This is a genomic window from Winogradskyella psychrotolerans (assembly GCF_018860545.1).
GTDB lineage: Bacteria > Bacteroidota > Bacteroidia > Flavobacteriales > Flavobacteriaceae > Winogradskyella > Winogradskyella psychrotolerans_A.
This window is the reverse complement of sequence record NZ_JAHKPN010000053.1, coordinates 13,030-31,819: the sequence shown is the minus strand read 5'-3', so window position 1 is coordinate 31,819 and position 18,790 is coordinate 13,030. Positions and strand designations below refer to the sequence as shown.

The 18,790-nt window shown below is 33.3% G+C and carries 16 protein-coding genes; 6 read left to right on the top strand and 10 right to left on the bottom strand.

All coding sequences use genetic code 11. The annotated features are described in order from the left end of the window. Window position 1 precedes the first annotated feature (1 nt). Genes KO515_RS17900 through KO515_RS17890 form a run of 3 tightly spaced genes read left to right on the top strand, consistent with a single transcriptional unit; the run spans window position 2 to window position 4,327 of the window. Window positions 2-778 carry a polysaccharide biosynthesis/export family protein gene (locus tag KO515_RS17900; protein ID WP_215937711.1) on the top strand — a complete coding sequence of 259 codons (777 nt, stop codon included), beginning with the start codon at window positions 2-4 and terminating at the stop codon, window positions 776-778. 27 nt (window positions 779-805) lie between these two features. Further along, window positions 806-3,181: a GumC family protein gene (locus KO515_RS17895; protein ID WP_215937710.1), complete on the top strand. Its 2,376-nt coding sequence runs from the start codon at window positions 806-808 to the stop codon at window positions 3,179-3,181. 18 nt (window positions 3,182-3,199) lie between these two features. Then, on the top strand, window positions 3,200-4,327 hold the full coding sequence (locus KO515_RS17890; RefSeq protein ID WP_215937709.1) for a polysaccharide deacetylase family protein: 1,128 nt from the start codon (window positions 3,200-3,202) through the stop codon (window positions 4,325-4,327). Between the two features lie 167 nt (window positions 4,328-4,494). Here the strand turns inward: KO515_RS17890 and KO515_RS17885 are convergent, their stop codons facing one another. Beyond that, a complete protein-coding gene (locus KO515_RS17885; RefSeq protein ID WP_215937708.1) occupies window positions 4,495-5,667 on the bottom strand; it encodes a proline dehydrogenase family protein in 1,173 nt (390 codons plus the stop codon). 99 nt (window positions 5,668-5,766) lie between these two features. On the opposite strand from KO515_RS17885, the gene aroB reads away from it, so the two are divergent. Continuing rightward, a complete protein-coding gene (gene aroB / locus KO515_RS17880) occupies window positions 5,767-6,837 on the top strand; it encodes a 3-dehydroquinate synthase (protein ID WP_215937707.1) in 1,071 nt (356 codons plus the stop codon). Here the strand turns inward: aroB and KO515_RS17875 are convergent. From KO515_RS17875 to KO515_RS17865, 3 genes are all read right to left on the bottom strand, one after another. After that, window positions 6,834-7,346 carry a DinB family protein gene (locus KO515_RS17875; RefSeq protein WP_215937706.1) on the bottom strand — a complete coding sequence of 171 codons (513 nt, stop codon included), beginning with the start codon at window positions 7,344-7,346 and terminating at the stop codon, window positions 6,834-6,836. The genes aroB and KO515_RS17875 overlap by 4 nt on opposite strands. 72 nt (window positions 7,347-7,418) lie before the next feature. Continuing rightward, window positions 7,419-7,898, bottom strand: coding sequence for an Lrp/AsnC family transcriptional regulator (locus KO515_RS17870; RefSeq protein ID WP_092443151.1), 480 nt, complete (start codon window positions 7,896-7,898; stop codon window positions 7,419-7,421). 74 nt (window positions 7,899-7,972) lie between these two features. Beyond that, window positions 7,973-9,115, bottom strand: a complete 1,143-nt coding sequence (locus tag KO515_RS17865) for a M14 family zinc carboxypeptidase (RefSeq protein ID WP_215937705.1) — start codon at window positions 9,113-9,115, stop codon at window positions 7,973-7,975. A gap of 303 nt (window positions 9,116-9,418) precedes the next feature. Between KO515_RS17865 and KO515_RS17860 the strand changes: the two genes are divergently transcribed. Next, window positions 9,419-9,820, top strand: coding sequence for a helix-turn-helix domain-containing protein (locus KO515_RS17860; RefSeq protein ID WP_215937704.1), 402 nt, complete (start codon window positions 9,419-9,421; stop codon window positions 9,818-9,820). Between the two features lie 41 nt (window positions 9,821-9,861). After that, window positions 9,862-10,248 (top strand): hypothetical protein, encoded by a 387-nt coding sequence (locus tag KO515_RS17855; RefSeq protein WP_215937703.1) that lies wholly within the window; start codon window positions 9,862-9,864, stop codon window positions 10,246-10,248. A gap of 133 nt (window positions 10,249-10,381) precedes the next feature. On the opposite strand, the gene KO515_RS17850 is transcribed toward KO515_RS17855, so the two are convergent. The 6 genes from KO515_RS17850 to ychF all read right to left on the bottom strand — a co-directional run bounded on the left by KO515_RS17850 (window position 10,382) and on the right by ychF (window position 18,685). Then, window positions 10,382-13,042, bottom strand: coding sequence for a DNA gyrase/topoisomerase IV subunit A (locus tag KO515_RS17850; RefSeq protein ID WP_215937702.1), 2,661 nt, complete (start codon window positions 13,040-13,042; stop codon window positions 10,382-10,384). After that, window positions 13,043-13,519, bottom strand: a complete 477-nt coding sequence (locus KO515_RS17845; protein ID WP_215937701.1) for a hypothetical protein — start codon at window positions 13,517-13,519, stop codon at window positions 13,043-13,045. Between the two features lie 5 nt (window positions 13,520-13,524). Beyond that, a complete protein-coding gene (locus tag KO515_RS17840; protein WP_215937700.1) occupies window positions 13,525-15,384 on the bottom strand; it encodes a DNA topoisomerase IV subunit B in 1,860 nt (619 codons plus the stop codon). Between the two features lie 269 nt (window positions 15,385-15,653). Next, window positions 15,654-16,139, bottom strand: a complete 486-nt coding sequence (locus tag KO515_RS17835) for an SRPBCC family protein (RefSeq protein ID WP_215937699.1) — start codon at window positions 16,137-16,139, stop codon at window positions 15,654-15,656. 29 nt (window positions 16,140-16,168) lie between these two features. Further along, window positions 16,169-17,581, bottom strand: coding sequence for a glycosyltransferase family 39 protein (locus KO515_RS17830; RefSeq protein WP_215937698.1), 1,413 nt, complete (start codon window positions 17,579-17,581; stop codon window positions 16,169-16,171). A gap of 9 nt (window positions 17,582-17,590) precedes the next feature. Next, window positions 17,591-18,685, bottom strand: coding sequence for a redox-regulated ATPase YchF (gene ychF / locus KO515_RS17825; RefSeq protein ID WP_215937697.1), 1,095 nt, complete (start codon window positions 18,683-18,685; stop codon window positions 17,591-17,593). Window positions 18,686-18,790 lie beyond the last annotated feature (105 nt).

Genomic DNA, 18,790 nt, shown 5'->3' with positions numbered 1-18,790 from the left:
TATGAAAACACGCATTCTAATTATCTTAATACTAACAATAATTACAGCAACTTCTTGTCGTTCACGAAAAGATTTTATCTACTTTCAAGATGAACCACTTTCAGAAGGACAAATATCATCTGAACCAGCAGAACTAATTTACAAGCCCGACGATATTTTAACAATTAACGTAACTGCATTAGACCCAGCTACCGTTATCCCCTTTAATTTACCTGTCGCTTCTCATAACACCACAAACTTAACGAGTGCCCAAGGTGCATTAACCCAACAAACTTATTTGATTGATTATAATGGTAATATTGAATTTCCTGTTTTTGGAACCTTAAAAGTTGGAGGGCTAACACGAGCAGAATTAACAACTATGTTAGTAGAACGCATTAGTCCTATGGCAAAAGATCCTATTGTAAATGTTAGATTGGCAAACTTTACCATAACTATAATTGGAGAAGTTAATCGACCAGGAACTTTTACGATGCAAGATGAAAGAGTGACTATATTAGAGGCTCTAGGTTATGCTAGTGATTTAACCATTTATGGAAAACGAAAAAATGTAAAATTGATTAGGGAAGTTGATGGAAAAAAGAAGTTCGCTAATATTGATTTAACATCAATTAATTCTGTTAATTCACCACTTTACTATCTCCAACAAAACGATGTTATATATGTAGAACCAAATAATGCAAAAATACGTTCATCAACATATAACCAAAATAATAGTGTCTTAATTTCAGCCATAGGAACTTTAACAACAGTTATAGCTGTGTTTTTAATAAAATAATTTAAGCTTTTACAATCTTAATATTACATGGATACAAAAAACATTTTATCTACGAAAGTCATAAAAAAAACACTTAGTCTTTATCTTTCCCGATGGAAGTTCATTTCTTTTTTTGTCATTATTGCTTTAGCGCTGGCTTACACGCATTTACGATATTCAACTAAACAATATCAAGCATCTGCTACAATAAGAATAAAAGATGATCAGGAATCTCAAAAACTACCAAGTTTAGCAGAACTAAGCGGAAGTAGTCTTTTATCTGGCAAATCATCTGCAATAAAAGATGAAATTGCAGTTATGACCTCTAGAACATTAATATCTAATATTGTAAAGGATTTAAAGCTGAATATTACGTATTATAAACAAGGTAAAATAAAAGAACAAGAGATTTACAAAAATCCTCCCATAAAAATAAATTTTTTTGCTAACGATTCCGTTATCCATCAAATAGACACAACGCTTTTTATTAAGATAAAATCACCCTCAGAGTTTTTAATGTTTAAAGATGATGGGAATTCACTCATAAATCGTGATGATGCTTTAGGTAAATCCTTTTTATTTGGTGACCGAATTAAAACAGGTTTTGGTGATATCGTCATTGTTCCTAATAGTGGAAAATACAGTCCGGAAACAGGAAGTAACTTAAGAGTATCAATTAATCGTATTTCTTCATCGATAAGTCGTTATAGTAAAAAGCTTTCAATATCAACTACAGACGAATCTAGCGTAGTAAGATTAGGGCTCGAAGATAACATCCCAGAAAGAGCTATAAATTTTTTGAATCATTTAATTAAAGAGTACAATAATGACGTTATTACAGATAAAGAAGAAGTCGTTAAAGTAACATCTGACTTTATTAATAATCGGCTAGAATTGGTGTTTAAAGAATTAGAAGAGGTGGACTTCACTGCAGAGCAACTGCAAAAACGAAATAATTTAACAGCTCTTGGAGCTCAGGCAGATATATACCTGCAAAGTGAAAGACAAAATGAAAATCAAATTAATAATACTGCTAACACGATTCAACTAATCGATTACTTACAACAAGAAATACAAGAAAAAAATAAAAATTCTGATCTTTTACCTGCAAATATTGGAATATCTGACGGAACTATAAGTCAAGTCACTCAAACACATAATGAATTAGTTGCAGAACGTGATAAGCTTTTAAAAAATTCATCTGAAAGCAACCCAGTTGTCATCAATTTAAATAATCAAATTAATTCTTTAAAAGAAAATCTATCGAGTTCACTTGAAAGCATGAAAAGATCAAGTGAAATTACACTTAACAGTTTAAATAAAGAGGATGCCAGAATTAGAGGTCAATTGTATTCTGCCCCTACTAAGCAAAAACAACTAAGAAGCATAGAACGCCAACAAAGCATCAAAGAATCACTTTACTTATATTTATTAGAAAAACGGGAAGAGTCAGCTATTACACTTGGAATGTTCACATCCAATGCTAAAATTATCGACAATGCCTATTCGTCATATTCGCCTGTTTCACCTAATAAAATGATTACCTATTTAGCTGCTCTAATCCTAGGTTTGATGCTTCCCATTGGAATTATTTACCTAAAAGACCTATTAGATACCAAAATTTATGATAAAGACGACCTATTAAGTGTTCTAAACATTCCATATATAGGAGATATCCCATTGACTAGTAAAAAAACAAAGCTAGTGTCTAAAGTTGATTATTCAGCAAAAGCTGAAGCTTTCAGAATTATTAGATCTAACATAGATTTTCTATTAAAAAATAATAATTCTAAAACTAAAAAAATATTTATTACATCCACAAGAGCGCAAGAAGGCAAATCACATACGAGCACCAACTTAGCATCATCTATTTCTTTCTCAGAAAAAACGGTGTTACTAATTGAAATGGATATCAGGGTTCCTAAAATTATGAAATATCTTAATGAGAAACCGACTACTGAAGTTGGCTTATCAGATTATATTGCGAATAAATCAATAAAACCAAATGAAATTATAAATAAATTAAAGAGCAATCCGTATTTAGATGTAATTTCCTCAGGAACAATACCTCCTAACCCTTCAGAATTATTGATGAGTGATAGAGTTAAAGATTTATTTGATTATTTTGAAGATAAATATGATTATATTATCGTAGATACTTCGGCTGTAGGCTTAGTAAGTGATACAATGTTAATCTCAAAATTTGCAGACATGTTTATTTATGTTGTTAGTGCAAATAATGTCGATAAAAGACAATTATCTGCAGTAGCTAAACCGCTTTATAAAGATAACAGGTTGCCCAATATGAATCTGCTTTTAAACGGAACTAATTTTGATAAAAAAGGCTATGGTTATGGCTACGGTTATGGCAATAATCCACAAAGGAAGAAAAAATGGTATAGCTTCTTTTCAAAATCAAAGTAAACTAAAAAAACACTATTTATGAAAACCTTAATGCTACACAGTATTGGTTGTGAAAAAGAAAATTGGTATAGAAAATGGCTTTCTATTTCAATAATTCATTTTGAGAATTTCTGCAAGTATTTAGTTGATAACAACTATGAAACTGTATTTCTTGACTCTTGGGAAAAAGACTCAAATTCTAAAAAGAAAATAGTACTTACTTTTGATGATGGTTATTTAGATAATTGGGTATATGCTTTTCCAATACTTAAAAAATATGGTTTGAAAGGCACCATCTTTGTTAACCCAGAATTTATTCCTGATGGTACTGATATCAGACCTAATTTAGAAGATGTTTGGAACGGTAAAATTAAAAGATCTAAACTTCAACCACTTGGTTTTTTAAATTGGGCAGAGCTTAACACTATGCAAAAATCTGGTGTTATTGATATTCAATCTCATAGTATGAGTCATAACTTTTATTTTTACTCTAACAAAATAATAGATATATACACAGGTCAACCCAAATATAATTGGCTATCGTGGCTATCACAACCAAATAGGAAACCATATTATATTAATGAAAATCAATCAAAATTCACTAAATATGGCACTCCAATTTTTGAATATGATAGGGCTTTAAAAGTTCGAAAGTATATTCCCAATGAAAAATTTATCGAACATTCTATTAATGAATATTCTAATACTGGAGGTACGATAAACAAAAAAGAGTTTATTAAAAAATTAGATCAAAACCTAAACCAATTCCCTGGACAATTTGAATCCGATAAAGATTTGCGAGATCGCTATACCTATGATTTAGTGGAAAGTAAAAGGATAATTCAAGAAAAACTTAACAAACCTGTAAATTTTATTTGCTGGCCAGGTGGTGGATTTAATCAATTGAGTGTTGATATCGCTATAGAAGCTGGTTATAAGGCCATGACTGGTTCAGAAAGCAAAGTAAAATCTCTAAATATTGAGGGCATACAAAATATAAGTAGAAACGCATTAACTTCGTTTATACAAACTCAAAAGCGAGATCATTACATTAAAAACCCACAATTTTTAGTGAATTTATTCAAATATCATGATGGAAATAGTTTTAGTAAATACAAGTATAAAATGCGAAAATTAATCCTCATAATTATAGATAAAATACTCTAAAACAACAATTTAGATAGTCGTAATTACTACTATATAAATCTTTATCGCCCTAAGGATGAGAGAAGCACAAAATAATGTAGCGTATTGACAATCTAAAATAGAAACTACGAAAAGTAAAATTTTAGAATAAAACTCAATATATAACACTTAAATCGCGTATAAAAAAACTACAACTTACGCCTTAATCGCTCTGCCTTCAACAAAGTCAATTCCCGACTCGTTTGTCCTGCAACAGATGTATTTTCCTCTGCCCTTCTAATTAAATACGGCATCACATCCTTAACGGGTCCAAAAGGAATATATTTCGCTACATTGTAACCTTGAGCTGCTAAATTAAAGCTAATATGATCACTCATGCCATATAATTGACCAAACCAAACGTTATTATCTTCTTTAGATATATTATTAACCTCCATAAGTTCCATTGCTAACAAACAACTCGCTTCATTATGTGTTCCAATAAAAACCGAAATATCATTTAAATTGTTCAAAATATAATTTAAAGTATCGTTAAAATTATCGTCCGTAGTTTTTTTATTTTCACAAATTGGAGACTCATATCCTTTCTCTATAGCACGTTCACGTTCCTTCTCCATATATGCACCACGAACTATCTTCATCCCTATTTTAAATCCTTTTCCTTCTGCTCGTTGGTGTAAGTCTTTTAAATATTTTAAACGATCCCAACGGTACAATTGTAATGTATTGTAAACAATTGTAACCTCTTTATTATAGCGGCACATCATTTCTTCTACCAAATCGTCAGCAGCATCTTGCATCCAACTTTCTTCTCCATCAATTAAGACTTCAACATCCTTTTCTTTTGCTAATTTACATACCTTATCAAAACGATTGACTATTCGTTGCCATTCCGCTTCTTCTTCAATAGTTAATTCTACTCCCTCTGTCTTTTTTTGATATAGTAAAAACCTTCCAAAACCCGAAGGCTTAAAAACCACAATAGGCATCGCTTCTCTATCATCGCAAAAATGAATAATCTTTAATATCTTCTCTAAAGCATTATCAAATTGATTTTCTTGAGCCTTGCCTTCAACGGAATAATCCAAAACAGAACTTACACCTTCAGTATACAATTTATCTATAACAGGCAAACAATCTTCTTCACTAACCCCACCACAGAAATGGTCAAAAACAGTAGCTCGTATCAATTTCTCAACTGGTAAATGCGCTTTTAGTGCAAAATTTGTGGCCACTGTACCAATCCGAACTAAAGGCTCAGAAGAAATCATTTTGAATAAAAAATAAGCGCGCTCTAATTCTGAATCAGATTTTAAAGTAAACGCCGTCCTTGTGTCCTCAAAGAGAGATCTATTTATCATGAGCTAAAAAAATATAAATGCAAATATATTTATTATAGTGTTACATTTTTTTCTAAAAAGGAAGTATTTTCACGTCATATTTCGCACATAATTATTCATATGGAATCTATTTCAACAAAAAACGCAATAGTACACTTCAACTCTGGGGTTTATACTGAGTTAAATAACTACATTAAAACAACACAACCTTCTAAGATTTTTGTTCTTGTAGACACAAATACGCATGATTATTGTCTACCTAAGTTCTTAGAACGCCTTGAATCTGGAGAAATAGCCATAGAGATTATGGAAATGCCAAACGGAGAAGAACATAAATCCATTGATATTTGTACTGGTGTTTGGGAAGCATTATCAGAATATAATGCAGACCGTAAAAGCTTACTCATTAATTTAGGTGGTGGAGTCGTTACGGATTTAGGCGGTTTTGTAGCTAGCACATACATGCGAGGTATATCGTACATCAATATTCCAACATCTTTATTAGCCATGGTTGATGCATCAGTTGGAGGGAAAACTGGTGTTGACTTAGGGGCTTTAAAAAATCAAATTGGTGTTATTAACGAAGGAGAAATGGTTGGTGTAGACACTTCTTTTCTCGATACACTTCCTCAAAACGAAATGGTTTCTGGTTTTGCTGAAATGCTAAAACATGGTTTAATTTTTGACGAAACCTACTGGAACACCTTAACACATCTCGAAAATTTAGATCTTTCTGATTTAGATCGCCTTATTTACGAATCCATCGTTATTAAAAATAAAGTTGTTACTTCTGACCCTACTGAACAAAGCTTAAGGAAAATTTTAAATTTTGGGCACACTTTAGGCCATGCCATAGAAAGCTATTTCATGGAAAATGCTGATAAAACTCCCTTATTACATGGTGAAGCGATTGCTATAGGCATGATTTTAGAAACCTATTTATCTACTAAAATTTGTGGGTTAGGTACCGACGACTTGGAAACAATTACCGATGGGATTTTAAAAACGTTCTCTAAAGTTGAAATCACTAAATCTGATCAGGAACATATCATCGAATTATTAAAATACGACAAGAAGAATAGTCATGGTGTTGTAAAATTTGTACTTCTAGAAGCCATAGGAAAACCAAAATTAGATTGCGTCATTAGCAATGAACTTATTTTGGAAGCATTTGATTATTACGCTAATTAGAGATAACGCTCTTTTATGATTTTTACGTGATGATTTTCATGTCCTCTAATTATATAACCAATTGCTCTAACCGAAACTGGGAATCCGGACGCTTCTCCAATACGAAGTAAAGTTTGCTCATTAAATGTGGTGAACAATGTAATCGTTGCTCGTCGCACGGCTCCAAACTCTTCTAATAAACTATCCATAGAGCGATTTTCAGCAAAGGCATGCAAGACGTAATCATCTTGTTCAAAACCTGCCAGTGGTGTTTTGTCTTCTCTAGCAATTCTCAAAGCTCTATAAGCAAAAATACGCTCCGTATCAATAATGTGAATCAAGACATCTTTTATAGTCCATTTACCTTCATCATAGGCATAATTATGTTTTTCTACTGGAATATTCGAAAAAAAGGAAACTACGGTATCTAAATTTTGATTTAAACCTTCAACGATACCTAAATCATTATCGAGAGCATCTAAATAAGGCTTATAGTAAGCGTTGTATTCTGTAGTGTTAATAGAATTCATGATATATATGTTGAATAAAAAAAGCCCTAAGTCATAATAACTAAGGGCTTTGATTAATGTATTTTATTTTGATTACAATTCATTAAAAATTGTATGCATCAAACGTTTTTTATCATTGAGACTCTCTTCTAAAGAAATCATTGTTTCCGTTCTATAAACACCATCTATATCATCTAACATAAAGATAATATCCTTTGCATGCATAGTGTCTTTAGCTCTAATCTTACAGAAAATATTAAATTTTCCTGTAGTAATATGCGCTACGGTTACATAAGGTATATCCGAAATTCGCTCTAAAACAAATTTAGTTTGCGATGTGTTTTGCAAGAAAACACCAACATAAGCTATGAATGAATAATCTAGCTTCTGGTAATCTAATGTTAAAGATGACCCCATAATAATCCCTGCTTCCTCCATTTTCTTAACTCGAACATGAACAGTACCAGCAGAAATCAATAATTTCTTTGCTATATCTGTAAAAGGAATACGCGTATTATCGATAAGCATATCGAGAATTTGGTGATCAACTTCATCTAATTTAAACTTTGCCATAATTATATAATCTTTAAACTAAACGCAAAAATAGAATATTTACATTAACAATTATGCATTAAAAATGAATATTTTTACGGTTTTAATGATATTCTTTCATTTTTCAGTATTACGAAATCGATTTCGGAACCTATATTTAGTTCAGATTCCCCAATTGCCTCAACCAAAAACTGATTGGCTTCTATTTCTTTATGTCCGAATTTGGAATTCAATTTTGAAATTTCCTCAATAATCGGAATAAACTCCAATTTCCCTTGTTTCAATACTTCTTTATACTGAATTGCTATATCAACACAACCTTCCATGGTTCTACATTTTGCATTTCTTATGATAATATCATAGAAGCATTTGGCGTTTTCTGGAATATCAAAATAAGCTTTATACGCATCAGCATGGACTCCATTTACAATCACCTCAAGCCCTTTTAAAACCGCTATAAACATTAATCTCCTCACCTCTTCTCTATCATAATCATTTCTGTAATGTCCTGCTTCATATAATAATGTAGGTACACCAAAACTCTGAAACGTATCCCCAACACAATTCAAATTAAAACCATCATCGTAGCGTCCAATTCCATTCGGAATCTCAGCTTGTAACAATTCATTAATTTGAGCAATAATCACCATAGCAGCTTTCCTATTAGCTGTTAACTGTCGTTCTTGGTCTTGCGCAGGGGACAAAAACGACAAAGTAGCAACCTTATTTGTTTCACCAGCACTAAAAATAGTTCGCTGACCATGAAGGTTAAAACAATAATCAGGCTTAAAATCTATATATGCCTGACGTAAGATTTTACTTTCTGGCTGAGACAAATCTTGAGCATCTCTATTTAAATCAACTTCGTTGGCATTGATCCGCGTATAACGTTCAGCACCATCAGGATTTAAAATAGGAATGACCTCTAAAGTACATTGTTCTAAAATCTGTTTTGAGATTTCATGTTCAGTTTCAAAAACATTAAAACAATCAAAAAGTGTTTTAGTGGATGTCGATTCATTGCCATGCATTTGGGACCATAACAAAATTTTAATCGGACCATTACCAAATTTCAAACTATATATTGGACGCTCCTCAACAGAATATCCCAGTGTAGAAATTTTAGGTTTTGATAAATTCTCTAAACATTTTTCAATATCAGAATTGGTGATATACCGACCATGCAATCCCGACGTTTTAACTTCGGAAAAAAGAGTATTTAAAAGCATTAAATTCATAAGACATTTTTAGTGGTTACAAATGTAATCATTTGATTGATTACATTTGTAAACAACAATTTATATAGCTTTTGTTACAATCGTAAACAATGCACCCATTAAAATTGTACCTTAAAAATAAATTCACTGATAATTTTTTAACGAATAAATAATTATAATATTAATTTATATATTTTCAGTAAGTTACACTAATAAAACAAACCTAAAGTTTAATACTTATGAAAATTATTTGACCGATTTAACAATTGTAAAAATACTATTGTTTACATTTGTATCGTTACATTTACAAAACTCAAGTTTACAATGATAAACTCTGCTGATTTCACCAAACGCTTACAAAAAGTCATCGATCTCTACAATGAATCAGCCTCAAGTTTCGCTGAGAAAATTGGCGTACAACGCTCTAGCATTTCACATATTTTAAGCGGAAGAAACAAGCCTAGTCTAGACTTTGTAATGAAGGTACTTCACTCCTATCCTGAAGTTGAACTCTATTGGCTAATGAACGGAAGAGGCGACTTCCCAAGCAAGCCTAAAATATCCGAATCACCAAATTCAAACACACCAGTAACAGATACCAAACCTCAATTACCAGATATCAAACCTCAATTACCAGATTCAAACACAACTCCAGATGAGAGTTCTGAAATTGATAAAATTGTGATCTTTTATAAAAACGGCACTTTTAAAAGCTACAAGCCTTAATACTAACTGCACTATTTACTACCTTTGCAAAAAGGATTTATATGAAGTTTTTTCTTTCAATTTTAATACTAACACTATTAACGAGTTGCTATTCCGTAGAGCGCAATTGTTCGGATTTTAAAACCGGAACTTTTGAATTCACATATACCGTTAACGGTACTGAACACACCTCTCGATTTAAACGTACCGAAGATTTTAATATTGACTATCACGAAGACATAGCCGATTCGTCATCCATCCGCTGGATTAATGATTGCGAGTTCATCCTGAAGAAACTACACCCTATTAGCAATTCTGAAAAAGAGGCGATTCACATGAAAATCCTAACCACAACCGATGATTCATATACTTTTGAATACAAACTCGCTGTAAAACGACCTAATAGACCTTCACGTACAGAAAAAGGTACCGCAACACGAGTAGATTAACAATCACTGCTTTTAAGTCTAAAAAAAACACCTCGTACACAAAAAAAATAATGCTAAAAGAAGCGCTCTGTCCCGCTTCTTTTAGCATTATTACAATTATAATATTTCAACAACATAAAACCGAAAGACAACTCTAAAACAAGGTAACCTGCCCTTGCTCATCCGCACCTAAATCATCATTGTCATCATCCTTAGATGATTTGTCAGATTTCGATTTAGCTTCAGATGTATCACTTTCAATAGTTTCTTCACCTACAACCTCTATTTCATCCGCAGGCGTTTCTTCTGTAGATTCATAAGGTAACGACTCTAATAAATTAATCTGATTTATCTTATCTCTAGTTAACTGATTACCAAGAGCAGTAATACCTTTTACCGAAATAAACTCTTCAAGATCAACCTCCATGTTAGGCTTACGGTCTTTACCACGCTCTTTGGTGAATTCTACATCCACCATTGGTCTCCAATCGGTTGACACAATCTCTAATTGCGAATCTGGATGATCTGAAATAAAATCATCTTCCTTACCTTCATGCTCTATTATAAAACGCTTTACATAATAACGTTCTTTTTCACCATCATAATAAATAGCTGAAATTGGTTTTTTAGGAATCCACTTCTCTAAAACAATCATATCACTATCAAAATGCGTTGTCAATTCAGGAATGATTGTTTTAACAACCCCAGACTGATTAATAACAAGCAATCGATCTTCACCTCTAAACTCACCAATCAATTCACCTCTACCGTCTACATTTAGACGTTGAACCGTGTCATCAAACCAAATTTTACGTGGCTTTAACGTGGACACCCCTTTTTCTTTTAACTCAACACGTTTAATTGCGTATTTCGTTACCGTATTCCCTTTAGAAGCTCTTCCTTTAATAAGAACTTCAGCAAAATCTAAATCCCACTTTAATTTCTTTATACTACCCACTTGTCGTAACATAATTGTTACAACCTCAGCTTCACCATTAGGGTTCGCAGAGAAATACCACAAAGCAGAACCTTTGTTTCCGTTAGTTAAATCGTATTCACGATCTCGTGTCATACTCGTTACCGCAAATCGTTTGACGTAAGAAGGACCACCTTTACCATCACGATAAATCATATTGTAAATGGTGCGCTTATCTTTTTTCTTAAATACAGCTACGTGAATAATATTCTTTCCAATAAAGGTTTTAGAATCCACTTTTGTCACCATCATTGTGCCTTGATTCGTAAACACAATTATATCATCAATATCACTGCAATCACATACGTATTCATCGCGTTTTAATGCAGTACCAATAAATCCTTCCGCTCTATTAACATAAAGTTTCGTATTACGAATCACCACTTTTGTCGCATCTACGTCATCAAAAATTCTGATCTCCGTTTTACGCTCTTTCCCTTCTCCGTAATCCTTTTTTAATCTTTCAAAATACGCTATTGCATAGTCGATTAGATTAGCTAAGTGATGTTTTACTTCAGCTATCTGATCTTCTAAAGCATCAATCTTTTGCTGCGCTTTATCGATATCAAATTTTGAAATACGCTTAATTCTTATTTCTGTTAAACGCGTAATATCTTCAACGGTTATGGCCCGCTTTAAATGTTTAATATGCGGCTGTAATCCTTTATCAATAGCATTGATAACACCATCCCAAGTTTCTTCTTCTTCAATATCGCGATAGATACGCTTTTCAATAAAGATACGCTCAAGAGACGCAAAATGCCATTGCTCTTGAAATTCACCTAACCGTATTTCTAACTCACTCTTTAAAAGCTGCACTGTATTATCCGTAGAACGACGTAGCATTTCAGTAACCCCTACAAAATAAGGTTTGTTATCCTCAATCACACAGCCCAATGGAGAAATAGAAGACTCACAACTTGTAAACGCATATAAAGCATCTATCGTTTTATCTGGAGACAACCCTGACGGCAAGTGAATTAAAATCTCTACCTCAGCTGCCGTGTTATCTTCAATCTTTTTAATTTTAATCTTCCCTTTGTCATTCGCCTTTAGAATAGAGTCAATTAATGACGATGTTGTGGTTCCATAGGGAATCTCAGTGATCATCAGCGTATTTTTATCACGCTGCGAAATCAACGCACGCACCCTCACCTTCCCACCACGCATACCATCATTGTAATTGGTAAAATCAGCGATACCAGCCGTTGGAAAGTCTGGCAAAATGGTGAAGCGCTTTCCTTTAAGATGCTTTACAGACGCATCAATCAATTCAATAAAATTGTGTGGTAATATTTTTGTAGACAATCCTACAGCAATTCCTTCCCCACCTTGCGCTAGCAACAACGGAAACATTACGGGAAGATTTATTGGTTCCTTACGTCTTCCGTCATAAGACGCCTGCCACTCTGTGATTTTCGGATTATAAACTACATCTAAAGCGAACTTAGAAAGCCTCGCCTCAATATAACGTGATGCTGCTGCACGATCTCCTGTTAATATATTTCCCCAGTTCCCCTGAGTATCGATTAACAAATCTTTCTGTCCGATTTGCACCATCGCATCAGCAATACTTGCATCACCATGTGGATGATATTGCATGGTATGACCTACAATATTCGCTACTTTATTATAACGACCATCATCCAAGTCTTTCATAGAGTGCATAATACGACGTTGAACAGGCTTAAATCCATCTTCAATCGCGGGTACAGCACGTTCTAAAATTACATAAGATGCATAATCTAAGAACCACTCTTTATACATTCCGGTAACCTTTGTAATCGTTTCTTGGTTACCATCATCCTCATTTAACAACTCGTCATGTTCTTCTATCATCTATATCTCCAGCTTTTTGCTTTTATTTTCCTTTATAATCTTTTTCAAAGACTGTCTTACATATTTCACTTTTTTATGTTTTAAAAGCGTAATATTAAAGCGATTCCTAGCAACTTTACCATTACTTTGCGTAGTGTAAACCACTAAACTTTTATAGAAATAATAATTGATAATTCTATACCCTGAAATTTTATGTCGCGCTACTTCTACTTTATTTTCTCTATAGTTAAAATGGTCTGTAAGAATTAGTCCACTATTGGTTATTATAACATTCGCTCCATCACTATCATACTCAAAATATCGCGCTACAAAATGCACTATAATCACAGTGAGAAGCAAGCCTAATAACGCATAAATGGAACTTCCCTCTACTAAATTATACGACTGAAAAACCGTCGCCAATAAAACGGCTGCGATAATTAATATAAAATAAATAGAAATAATGGTGTTTTTGATGTCTCTATTATCTGTTCTCATACTATTTATACTGTTTCCTCAATAACATCAAGTTCAACTTTAAGATTGTCAATAATAAATTCTTGACGCGTCGGTGTGTTTTTACCCATATAGAACGACAACAATTCCTCAATAGACATCTCTTTATCTAACATCACAGGATCCAAACGAATGTCTTCACCTATAAAATGCACAAACTCATCTGGTGAAATCTCCCCTAATCCTTTAAATCGCGTAATCTCCGGTTTTGGCTTTAACTTCTCCATAGCGTTACGTCGTTCTTCTTCAGAATAACAATAAATGGTCTCCTTTTTATTCCGAACTCTAAATAAAGGCGTTTGCAAAATATACAAATGCCCTTCTTTTATCACTTCAGGAAAGAATTGTAAGAAAAAAGTGATCAGCAACAAGCGAATATGCATACCATCAACATCGGCATCCGTTGCAATAACCACATTATTATAACGCAAATCCTCAAGGGACTCTTCAATATTTAAAGCCGCTTGTAAAAGGTTGAATTCTTCATTTTCATAAACAATCTTCTTACTTAAACCATAACAGTTTAATGGCTTACCTTTTAAGCTAAACACCGCTTGTGTATTTACATCTCTAGATTTTGTTATACTACCAGATGCAGAATCACCCTCCGTGATAAACAATGTTGTTTCTAGATTACGCTCATTTTTTGTATCACCAAAATGCACACGACAATCGCGCAACTTCTTATTGTGAAGACTTGCTTTCTTTGCTCTGTCTTTGGCTAATTTTCTAATTCCAGATAATTCCTTACGCTCACGTTCAGCTTGAAGGATTTTGCGTTGAATTTTCTCAGCAGTATCTGGATTTTTATGTAAGAAGTTATCGAAATATGTTTTTACAAAATCATTGATGTAGGTTCTAACTGTTGGCAAATCGCCCCCCATATCTGTAGAGCCTAGCTTCGTTTTGGTCTGACTCTCAAATACAGGCTCCATTACTTTTATTGCAATAGCCGAAACAATTGATTTTCTAATATCTGAAGCCTCATAACTTTTACCATAAAACTCTCGTATCGTTTTTACCACAGCCTCTCGGTATGCGGATAAGTGCGTTCCTCCTTGCGTAGTATTTTGCCCATTAACAAAAGAGTGATACTCTTCACTATATTGCGTTTTGCTATGTGTAATTGCTATTTCTATATCATCCCCTTTTAGATGAATAATTGGATACAACATATCAGATTCGTTGATGTTTTCAGACAACAAATCTTTTAACCCATTTTCACTATAAAACTTTTCGCCATTGAAAACAATAGTTAATCCAGGATTTAGATACACATAGTTTTTAAGCATCTTAACCACATACTCGCTTCGATACTTATAGTTTTTAAATATAATTTCATCAGGAATGAAAGACACTTTTGTTCCTTTTCTTCGAGAGGTATCATCTAACAACTCTTGATTGGTAAGATTTCCTTGTTCAAATTCTGCCGATGCCGACTTGCTATCTCGTGTAGATTCTACTCTAAAATAAGACGAAAGCGCATTTACTGCTTTGGTACCAACCCCATTTAACCCTACAGATTTCTTAAAGGCTTTAGAATCATACTTACCACCTGTATTCATCTTAGATACAACGTCCACCACTTTTCCTAAAGGAATTCCACGACCATAATCGCGAACAATGACGCGCTCTCCTTGAATGGAAATTTCAATGGTCTTACCAGCTCCCATCACATATTCATCAATGGAATTATCTAAAACCTCCTTTAACAGAATGTATATACCATCATCTGGAGACGAACCATCACCTAATTTACCGATATACATACCAGGTCGCATTCGAATGTGTTCTTTCCAATCGAGTGAGCGTATGTTATCTTCAGTATAGTTTGACTGTTCTGCCATAGTAGTTAGGACGAATTTAATGATGGAACGCTAATATAAGACTATAGCTTAAAAAATGAAATATGGTTGACGTAAAGTAATTAACAAGTTATGAGAAATTCAGGTTCAAACTTAAAATTAAGATAAAAACGAACTAAATTATCACCTTTTACAGGACGTATTACTCCTTTTAGTGAATGACGATAGAGATTCTCTGCGTTTAATTCACAAAATGCTACAGAGAAATTTTCAAGAAAGAAATTAAAACGTTCGTTTCGACATAGCGTTTATTAAGTTACCGCATGCACTAAGTTTTCTGCTTTTAGTTTTAGATATTCATTTCTGGTTTTTAACAAATTCCTCATATAACGTTCTAAAAACATGAAATTTGCAATCTTTCCCAAGATACCTAATGGCGACTGAAACTGAAATCTATCGATCATTAACGTGTAATTGCCATAAAACTGGTTATCCGTTCGTGTTTCAAAAATATGCTCGTGCTTAAACGATTTAAAAGCTCCTGAAGTCATTTCATCTACAAAATAATGCGGACTTTTAAAAGCTGTGATTTTTGAGGTCAATTTTTGTTTCACACCAAAATGAGTAGCTTCCCAGGTTACAGATTCCCCTAACTCTATTAAACCCGAAGTTTTTCCTGCAACCGCTTTTTCATTAGAATGCGCAAGCGAATCTTTATGAAAATCAATATTACGCGCTAAATCAAAACAGGTTTTTATATCAGCTTGGATGATTGTTTTAATTTCAATTATAGCCATGATTCTATTAATTAAAGCATTAAAATGTCTTATTGTTTTTTATACAATTCCATAAAAACCCCTAATTGTGAATATCGCTTTACCAATTCCCAATTCGACATAATTTCATGGAGTTCTTCGTCTTTAGTCTGATTATCTATATTAGAAAGTAATATGAAGGCATTGGACGCTGTATTAAAATCCGCATAACGATCCGCTTCTGTCAATACTTTAAACTCCGAATAGTTTCGTGCATTCAATAGAATTCGCGTTCCTATTCTAGAAGGCTTAATTCCAGCAGAATCAATATAACGCTCCATTTGGTCTTCGACCTTGTAACTATTTAAATATGCTAAAGATCCATCCCAAGATTGAGAAATCGTTGCAGGATAAATCCAAAAATGACCAGAAATAAACATAAGGATCATTGTAGCATAAAGCAATGGTTTTTTAGCCAAATTATAATGTGCAATTAAGTTGATAAGCAAAATAATTGCCAACAAATAGCAAATCATAAAATACCGATCACCAAACGGATTAGAAAAAGGCACCATACCGACAAAAAGCACGAACGCAAATACCAAAAAGCCTATAGCTATTCTATCGATTTTAATTGATCTATTTGATTTGTCTTTTAAGTATTTCACCAATAAGGGTATTAAAAATACAGCAATAATAAAACGTCCGTATTCTAGAAAGCACTTAGCGTATACAACACTATTAACAAACCACTGTTTTAAACCTACAGATTGCCTATGTGCGTTATAGTTTTCATTCTGAGAAATTAAAAACCAACCTAATTTTTCATATTGAAACCAACAAAACACGGCAAAACTTATGAACGCAAACACGTACCCCCAATAGATGGGTTTTGCATTTTTAATTAATTTTAATCGTGTGTAGACAACATGAATTAAAGCTATAGCTATAACCGCATAAATACCTCTAAGATTAGTAAATAGCAAACCCGATAATGCCAACGCAAAAAAGAATTGTTGAGATTTAATGAGCGTATTTAATCCTAGTAGGGTAAAAAACAACAGCAACATATCGTTGTTTAAATTAGTAGTTTGTGCTACAAAGGTAGGTTCTAAACACACTAGTAAAACTGCAAAAACCGAAACCGTTTTTAAAAAATTAGATTTACAAAATAATATTAATTGCCAAACGACACCAATATTTACTAACAACAATAATAATCGTGATGACCAAAGGGCTTTTTCAAAAATGGTCCAAAACAAAGCCAATAAGGTAATCCACAATGGAGGGTGTCCGGAGTTATATTCAGTAGGGACAATAAATTCGGTTAGTCCATTGGCGTAAATCCAACTCGCACGCGATGATTTAGTAATGCCATCCCAAAAAAAAGGTGTCTGTTTTAGCAGTAGAAACTCTACAACTAAGACACACACCAAAAAAAATAAAATCGTTTTAAAGCTTATCTTTTTTAAATCCTTTATCATTTGTGCAAGTTACACATTAAACAAGAAATGCATAACATCGCCATCCTTAACAATGTAATTCTTCCCTTCTACTTTCATTTTACCAGCTTCTTTTACTTTAGCCTCGCTTCCGTATTGCACATAATCATCATAAGCAATTACCTCTGCTCTAATGAATCCTTTTTCAAAATCCGTATGAATAACACCAGCTGCTTGAGGACCAGTTGCACCAACATTAACTGTCCATGCTCTTACTTCTTTAACTCCAGCCGTAAAATACGTTTGTTGATTGAGTAACTTATACGCAGAACGAATCAACTTTGCAGAACCTGGTTCTTCTAATCCGATATCAGCTAAGAACATTTGACGCTCTTCGTAATCGTCTAACTCATTAATATCTGCTTCTGTACCGACAGCTAACACTAAAACCTCAGCGTTTTCATCTTTAACAGCTTCTCTCACTTTTTCAACGTATGCATTTCCAGTAGTTGCAGCCCCTTCATCAACATTACAAACGTACATTACAGGTTTATCTGTGATAAATTGAGATGGTTTTACGTAGTCTTCGTAATCTTCTTCAGAAAATTCTAATGCTCTAACAGAAATACCTGCTTCAAGGTTTTCTTTTATTTTTAAAAGTACCGCTTCTTCTTTTTGCGCTTCTTTATTTCCTGTTTTAGCAGCACGTTTTACTTTTTCCAATTTCTTCTCTGCAGTTTCTAAATCCTTTAACTGCAATTCCATATCAATAGTCTCCTTATCTCTAATCGGGTTAATGTTGCCATCTACATGAACAATATTGTCATTATCAAAACAACGCAATACATGCAAAATAGCATCAGTTTCTCTAATATTAGCTAAAAACTGATTTCCTAAGCCCTCACCTTTAGAAGCCCCTTTAACCAAACCTGCGATATCCACAATCTCTACGGTTGCTGGCAACACGCGTTCTGGCTTTACCAATTCTTCTAACTTTTGCAATCTTGGATCTGGCACATTCACCACACCAATATTAGGTTCAATGGTACAAAACGGAAAGTTAGCACTTTGCGCTTTAGCATTAGATAAACAGTTAAATAAGGTTGATTTTCCTACGTTTGGTAATCCTACAATTCCAGCTTTCATCGAGTAAATTTATTTAGTAGTTTCCGCCAATACGGAAATCTCTTTTTTGCGATTGCAAATGTAGTTAATTAGTGGAATAGTTAGATTATATTTTTTTTAAATGAT